Annotated in this window: 5 protein-coding genes; 1 reads left to right on the top strand and 4 read right to left on the bottom strand. The window is 39.9% G+C overall.

Translation table 11 applies throughout. The features are described from left to right. The first annotated feature begins 122 nt into the window (after positions 1-122). Positions 123-632 carry a hypothetical protein gene (locus QZT73_RS14025; protein ID WP_291788779.1) on the top strand — a complete coding sequence of 170 codons (510 nt, stop codon included), beginning with the start codon at positions 123-125 and terminating at the stop codon, positions 630-632. Here QZT73_RS14025 and QZT73_RS14020 read toward each other — a convergent pair whose 3' ends face one another. The 4 genes from QZT73_RS14020 to polA all read right to left on the bottom strand — a co-directional run bounded on the left by QZT73_RS14020 (position 633) and on the right by polA (position 7,601). After that, positions 633-2,846, bottom strand: a complete 2,214-nt coding sequence (locus QZT73_RS14020; protein ID WP_291788778.1) for a DUF5916 domain-containing protein — start codon at positions 2,844-2,846, stop codon at positions 633-635. A 113-nt stretch (positions 2,847-2,959) separates the two neighbouring features. Next, positions 2,960-3,382, bottom strand: a complete 423-nt coding sequence (locus QZT73_RS14015) for a secondary thiamine-phosphate synthase enzyme YjbQ (protein ID WP_291788777.1) — start codon at positions 3,380-3,382, stop codon at positions 2,960-2,962. Beyond that, positions 3,383-4,762: a DNA repair protein RadA gene (radA, locus tag QZT73_RS14010; protein ID WP_291785414.1), complete on the bottom strand. Its 1,380-nt coding sequence runs from the start codon at positions 4,760-4,762 to the stop codon at positions 3,383-3,385. Positions 4,763-4,787: 25 nt separating this feature from the next. Continuing rightward, on the bottom strand, positions 4,788-7,601 hold the full coding sequence (polA, locus tag QZT73_RS14005) for a DNA polymerase I (RefSeq protein WP_291788775.1): 2,814 nt from the start codon (positions 7,599-7,601) through the stop codon (positions 4,788-4,790). Positions 7,602-7,631: the final 30 nt, after the last annotated feature.

Genomic DNA, 7,631 nt, shown 5'->3' with positions numbered 1-7,631 from the left:
TATAAAGTTTTATAAATAATTTTATAAAAAATAATTATAAGAATTATTAGCGGTTTGAATGTTTCTACGAATTAAGGCTATTTTTGCGATGAGTTTTACCAGTATGAATTTGAGTTCATTGTATGGATTGGCCTAAAAAATATATTCCTATTTTGACATTGCCCTTTTGGGATAAAATTATAGAGATACTCTCTATTTCTGCTTTGGTTACCTTGTGGATAATGGTGTACCATTTCCAGCATTTGGGGGCAGATTTGATGCCTGAGGGCTATGATTTTTTTCAAAATCCCAGTGAATATTGGGCAAGTAAAATGACATACACTATCCCAATCATAGCTACGATTTTATATGTGGGTATAACAGCTTACAATACCAAAAAGAATTATGATAACTTTTTGATTCAGAATGATGAAGAAAAGAAAGAAAAACTAAAAGAGATCAATCAAAAATTATGGAGATGGATGAAGTTTATGCTAATTATTATTTTTCTTTCCATAGAATTTTTTTCCTTCCATAGTGGATCAGGGTTTGGTACGGGGATTCCTAAATGGTATATTGTAGTATTTCCTCTGTTGTTATTTGTACCTGTGATTTACTTTTTTATTGAATTTTCACAAAACCAATTGGACTGATCATATATTGAACCAATAATTTAGCTTCATAATCAAAGCCCTTTGTTTTGGGGCAAAAGTACTGGGGAAATAATTGTCAGTATATACCACAAAAAAATCAGATACCGGTGCGTAGCGCCATTGTAAGCGCGTATTGATGTTGATATTGTCAATTTGATTATTGTATTGGAAAAAAGTTGTCCAGAAGAGGTCTTTGGTAAATGTCAGGTCTATTCTGGGGCCAATTAAAAACAAATCAGCCGAATTTTGTGGTTCGGGCAACCTGATATTGTTATAGCTGAAGTTCATAGAAATGTTTGCAAGGTATCCCAGTCTCCAGTTCATGGCTCCTTGTAAAGTCTTGATATTCCCTGTAAAATATTCCCCAATTTCTCCACGGAAGGTGAAGAAAAGAACCTGCCTTGGGTTACCTATATACCTGAATCCCAAAAAAGTATTCCGGTAATCAGTGCCTTCAAGTAGCGCTTCACCGCCGGTCCTGGTTGGGTCAAAGGGAGCAAATAGATAAGTATATCTGTTATTAAACGTGAGAGCAAATCTTGATAATGATTGAAATTGGAATTCATAAAATAGAGAATGAAGCTCATCTGTAACTCCTAATCGCTCATTCCATAAAATTTCAGATTCAAACCCAGGCCCATGTCTATTGATCAAAGTAGATTGAGGGAAAAACTGATAGGCGAAGCCACCTGCTATTCGCTTATAGTCGTTTCTTGGAGTGAAGCCCACTTTTGGGTCAAAATTTTCACCAATATCTGAAAAGGACAAGCTGGAACTTATGTGTAGGTCATTGTAGTTCAATTGCCCATGGAGGGCACCACTATTTGCCGGATTTCCTTCTTCAAAAGTACGGTGATAAAAGAACTTTCCAGTCCACCTATTGTCCTCAGAGGCCAAATTATAATCTATTCCCACCAAACGATTAAAATCAGATGGATCAAAAAGGGATAGCTCTCCCCTTGGATTAAGGCTTTCCCTATTGATCATTATCATTCCTACGTTGGACCTGGAGAATACTTTTTTCTGCATTGCGGCCACAGTGAAATTTTTGCCGGAAATTCCTCGTTCGGTATCCGTGGCAGTTTGCATATTCATAAGGCCTATCCTCCAGTCTTCCCCTAGTTTCCCGCTTAATCTGCTTCCAAATAATATCTGGTTCTGCACATTTTGTCCCGTGTTTTCATCCCTGTCTACTCCTATCCTTCTGGAAAAGAATGGCCGCACATTCCTTGTTCCGAAATCTGCAAATAAGTCTGCATTTTCGAGAAAAAACTGTCTTCTCTCTGGAAAAAATATTTCAAAGCGGTCCAAATTGGTCACCTGTTCATCCACTTCCACCTGGGAAAAGTCCGGATTAATGGTGAGGTCTAAATTGAGTGCTGGTCCAACCCCAACTTTGGCATCTCCTCCAAATGTAGGCCGCATAGGATTGGAAGTACCCTCCAGAAAATTCCTATCAGTGGCAACTGCCGCATAAGGAATAATGGAAACATTCGAACTTTCTTTTTTAAGAGGTTCGGTAAAGATTAGTTTTCTTGAAAAGGCCAGAGAAATTATCGAAAAATTTCTAGGAATAGGTGTCCAGGTACTTCTTTCATTGTATTCAGAATCGATTCTATAAAAATTAATATTCCAATTGATGGCTTTGTCGTTATAACGTAAAGTTGAAAACGGAATAGCTACTTCTACTATCCAATGGTCTTCATAGATTTTGGCAGCTGAATACCACTTGTTGTCCCAAGCCAAATTGAGGTCTGTTGGCAGCATTCCTCCATTCGCTATAAGTGATTCTCTTTGAACACCATAGGGGTTGACGCCAAACTGAAATGCATTGGTATTATCGTTAAAGGTATCAATTACAAAGCTGATCCCATCATTTTGCTCACCCCTGTAATCCCTTCTTAAAGAAGTGCTGACATAGCGGTCTCTGGGACCCAAATTGTACATTACTGCAGCGATGTACAGAAATTTATCATCAAATACTATTCTTACTTTGGTCTGCGCATTGGCAAGCGAGGTATCTGAAGGGAAAAATTGGAAGAAGTCGGTAGCCCATTCATCTGATTCCCAGATTTCTTCATCCAAGACGCCGTCCAGTGTTATTTGTGCCTCTGTTTTATCTGCAATCAGTGGAGGATATTTATATCTTGTTTCCCCTTGTCCGAAGGCAAATATGGTAGAAAGCAGGAAAAAAAGAATAGACAAAAACCTCATATATAGGATAAATTAGCCCAACAATTTTGGCATATAAGTCCAAAGATTCACTCTATTTTATACCAAAGGCAAAATTCTCATGTCATCTCTTAAAAATTAAAAATTAAATTTTTTCAATTCCCAAAAGCACTTAAAATTAATTTTCTTGATCCCCCATAATTCCGAAACTCACACAGGTAGATTCCTTGCCAGGTACCCAACAGAAGACGCCCGTTTTGAATGGGAATTTGGACAGAACTTCCAAAAAAACTGCTTTTGATGTGGGCAGGCATATCATCCGAACCTTCGTAATCATGGATGAATTTATTATAATGTTCCGGTATCAGGTCATTGATGAAAGTTTCAAAATCCTTCCTGACCGTAGGATCTGCATTTTCATTGATAGTCAGCCCTGCAGATGTATGCTGGATAAATACGTGGAAAATTCCGGTTTCGATATTTTTTATTTCAGGGAATTCAACCAGTAGCTTTTCAGTGATCAAATGAAAGCCTCTGGGAAATGCAGGCAGATGTATTGTTTTTTGGTAGGTTTTCATTTATCCTGCAAAAATTACCTGATACATTTCTTCCATTTTGCTTACTGCCAAAATCTTGATTTTATATTTATCCACGTCCAATCCTTTAATGGCATACTTGGATACCATGATGCGCTTAAACCCCAGTTTTTCTGCCTCTGCAATCCTATTTTCTATGCGGTGTACGGCCCTGATTTCTCCCCCAAGACCTATCTCACCGGCAAAGCAAAGGTCTTCAGGAACAGGATTATCTTCATAAGAGGATATTAAAGAAGCGCATACCGCAAGATCCAAAGCAGGATCATCCACCCGCATTCCTCCTGCTACGTTGAGAAAAACATCCTGTTGCCCCAAGCGCATTCCACCTCTTTTTTCAAGTACTGCCAATAGCATGTTCAGTCTTTTGGCATCAAAACCAGTGCTGCTTCGCTGAGGTGTACCATAAGTAGCAGGACTTACTAAGGATTGCAATTCGATCAATAGGGGCCTGTTGCCCTCTAGCATGGCACCGATTGCTACTCCATTTAACAACTCTTCTCTTTGTGTAAGTAGGATTTCAGATGGATTGGCCACAGGACGCAATCCATCTGCCCGCATTTCATAAATTCCAAGTTCATTGGTAGACCCAAACCGGTTCTTGGATGTTCTTAGAATGCGGTAGGAGAGATGCCTGTCTCCCTCAAACTGCAATACAGTGTCTACCATATGTTCTAAAACCTTTGGTCCTGCTATGGCTCCATCTTTGGTAATATGCCCTATCAAAAATACAGGAGTGCTGGTTTCTTTCGCAAAACGCATCAGTTCTGCTGTACATTCCCTTACCTGGGATACAGAGCCTGCAGCTGATTCCACATGTTTGCTGTGCAAGGTTTGAATCGAGTCTATTACCAATATATTGGGTTGCAATGCTTCGATCTGTTCAAAAATATTTTGGGTATTGGTTTCGGATAGTACATAGCAGTTTTCTGATTCAAAATTCATCCTTTCAGCCCTCATTTTGATCTGGGACTCACTTTCCTCTCCCGATACATAAAGCACCTTTTTTTGGGAAAGCATTAAGGCTATCTGGAGCATTAAAGTTGATTTTCCAATTCCAGGTTCACCTCCGATCAGAACCAAAGAGCCTGGGACAATTCCCCCACCTAAGACCCTGTCCAGTTCCAAATCACGGGTTACTGTCCTTGGCTGTTCCTCAAAATTGACCTCCTGAAGTTTTTTGGGAACTGCTGCTCTTTTTGACTTAGGACCACCTTGTTTCCATGTACCCCTTCCGGCATCTTCTTTTTGAATTACTTCTTCCACATAAGTGTTCCATTCCCCACATGCAGGGCATTTACCAATCCATTTTGGACTTTGTGCCCCACAGTTTTGACAAAAAAAAGAGGTTTTTACTTTAACCATTTGGAATCAATATTAAACCTATACATCAATGTGCTTCCAGCCAGTTCTCTCCTGTTCCGGTTTCTGCGATAACAGGTACTTCCAATCTGACTGCAGAGGACATTAGTTTAGGGATTTCTTTTTGTAGTAGTTCAAGCTCATCCTTATGGGCATCAAAAACCAATTCATCGTGCACTTGTAGGATCATTTTGGATTTTAGTTTTTCTTTTTTCATCCACTGGTGCACATTGATCATGGCTATTTTTATCATATCGGCAGCAGATCCCTGAATTGGTGCATTGATGGCGTTGCGTTCAGCAAAGCCCCGCATGGTTACATTCCTACTGTTGATATCCCTGAGATACCGTCTTCTTCCCAGAATGGTTTCTACGAATTCATTTTTCCTGGCTTTTGCAATGCAGTCATCCATATAATCTTTGACGGCAGGGAATTCCTTAAAGTAAGCATCTATGATTTCTTTGGCTTCTGTTCTTGAGATGTTCAATCTTTGAGAAAGGCCAAAGGCAGAAATTCCATAAATGATGCCAAAGTTTGCTGTTTTTGCCTTTCTCCTCATGTCTGAAGTAACATCTTCTAAGGAGACCTGGAAAATTTTGGCCGCTGTAGTTGCATGAATATCCCTTCCATTTTTAAATGCTTCCAGCATGGATGCATCTTTGGAGAATTCCGCCATGATCCGTAATTCTATCTGTGAATAATCTACAGCAAGTAATACATGGTCTTCATCTCTTGCTACAAAAGCCTTTCTGATTTCCCTTCCTCTTTCAGTTCGAATAGGTATATTCTGTAAGTTGGGATTGATGGAGGAAAGTCTACCGGTAGCCGCGACAAACTGGTTATAGGTGGTATGCACCCTTCCAGTCTTTGGATTGATCATGGTAGGCAGGGCATCTACATAGGTAGATTTTAGTTTAACCATCTGCCTATAATCCAAAATTGCCTGCGCTATTTCATGCTCTCCTGCCAGTTTACTCAGTACTTCTTCTCCTGTCGCAAACTGTCCGGTTTTGGTTTTTTTGGCTTTTGGATCAAGTTTTAACTTGAGAAACAGTACATCTCCAAGCTGCTTGGGCGAAGCCAAATTAAACTGTACTCCGGCCAGTTCATATACTCTTTTTTCAATGGCCTTGCTTTCTTCTTCTAATATGCCGGAAAGCTCCGCCAAACTTTCAGTATCGATACGTACCCCTTCAAATTCCATTTCTGCGAGGACTTCAATGAGCGGATTTTCCACCTCATGAAGTAATTTTTCTAATCCATTGGATTTGATGATAGGGTCGAATTTTTGTTTCAGTTTTAAGGTAATGTCTGCGTCTTCAGCGGCATAAGCTACCACTTCATCTACATCCACATCCCGCATATTACCTTGGTTTTTACCCTTTTTGCCGATAAGGGATTCTATGGAAACAGGCTTGTAATTCAAGTATTGCTGGGCCAGCCAGTCCATGGAATGCTTCCCTTCCGGTTCAATAAGGTAATGGGCCAGCATGGTATCGTAAAATTTACCTTTTACTTTGAGGCCATAGTTCATCAGGACCAGCATGTCGTACTTCACATTTTGTCCTATCTTGGTGATATTTTCATTTTCAAATATTGCGCGGAAAAGTTCTAGTTGTATTTTGGCCTTATTTTGGTCGGCAGGGAAAGGGACATAAAATGCTTCACCCGGTATATAGGCAAAAGAAATTCCTACCAGTTCTGCTTCGTTGGGATTGAGAGAAGTAGTCTCTGTATCAAAACAGAACTCATCCTGTAATTCCAGATAGTGGATAAGTTCTTTGATGGCTTCTTCTCCTGCAACCTTATGATAATCCTGTGCTGTGGTCAAAATACTATCGTGAAGAACGGGTTCAGGGATTGGCGAATCAATGACATCCTCTACTTCTATCTCCGTTTCGTCAACACCTGTAAAGAGGCCAAGTTGCTCGGAAACTTTTACCTGTGGTTTCTTCATTTTTTCCCCAAAAACCCTTTGTGTCAAAGTCCGGAATTCTAATTCTGCAAAAAGTGCCTTTAGTTTCTCTTCATCTGGGCCATCATACCTCAAAGCTTCCTCATCAAAATCTACTGGGACTTCAATATTGATGGTTGCCAGTTCTTTTGATAAGAGCCCTTGTTGGCTAAAGTTTTCCACATTTTCTTTTTGCTTGCCCTTCAATTTGTCTGTATTCTGAAGCAAACCCTCCACTGAACCATACTCCTTGAGTAGCTTTACTGCTGTTTTTTCTCCAATTCCGGGAATTCCGGGAATATTATCCACTGCATCACCCATAAGGCCTAGGATATCTCTTACCTGATCTACATTTTCTATATCCCACTTGGCGCAGACCTCTTTAGGCCCCATAATGTCCACCGCATTCCCCATAAAAGCAGGTTTGTAGAGGAAAATATGGTCTTCCACCAATTGGCCATAATCCTTGTCAGGAGTCATCATGTACACGACAAAACTGGTCCGCTCCGCTTTTTTGGCAATAGTTCCAATAATGTCATCTGCTTCATAGCCATCCAATTCCAAAACAGGAATATTGAAGGCTTCAACAATCTGTTTGACCCAGGGAATGCCTATTTCAATGTCTTCGGGTTGTTCCTGTCGATTTGCTTTGTATGCTTCAAACTGTATGTGCCGAAAAGTAGGGGCCTTGGTATCAAAGGCTACCGCTATATGTGATGGTTTCTGTTTTTCCAATACCTCCAACAAGGTATTGGTGAACCCCATCATAATGCCTGTATTCAGGCCTTTAGAATTAATTCTTGGATTTTTACTGAAAGCAAAATGTGCTCTGTATATCAGAGCCATTGCATCTAGCAAAAAAAGCTTTTTATCTCCTTTGGAAGACATATAGTAATAAGTAAATGTGAAATCTGTTAA

It is taken from the genome of Cecembia sp., from assembly GCF_007126775.1.
In the GTDB taxonomy this organism is placed as follows: Bacteria; Bacteroidota; Bacteroidia; order Cytophagales; family Cyclobacteriaceae; genus Cecembia.
Note: the sequence above shows the minus strand (reverse complement) of the source record. Positions and strands in the feature narration are given on the sequence as shown.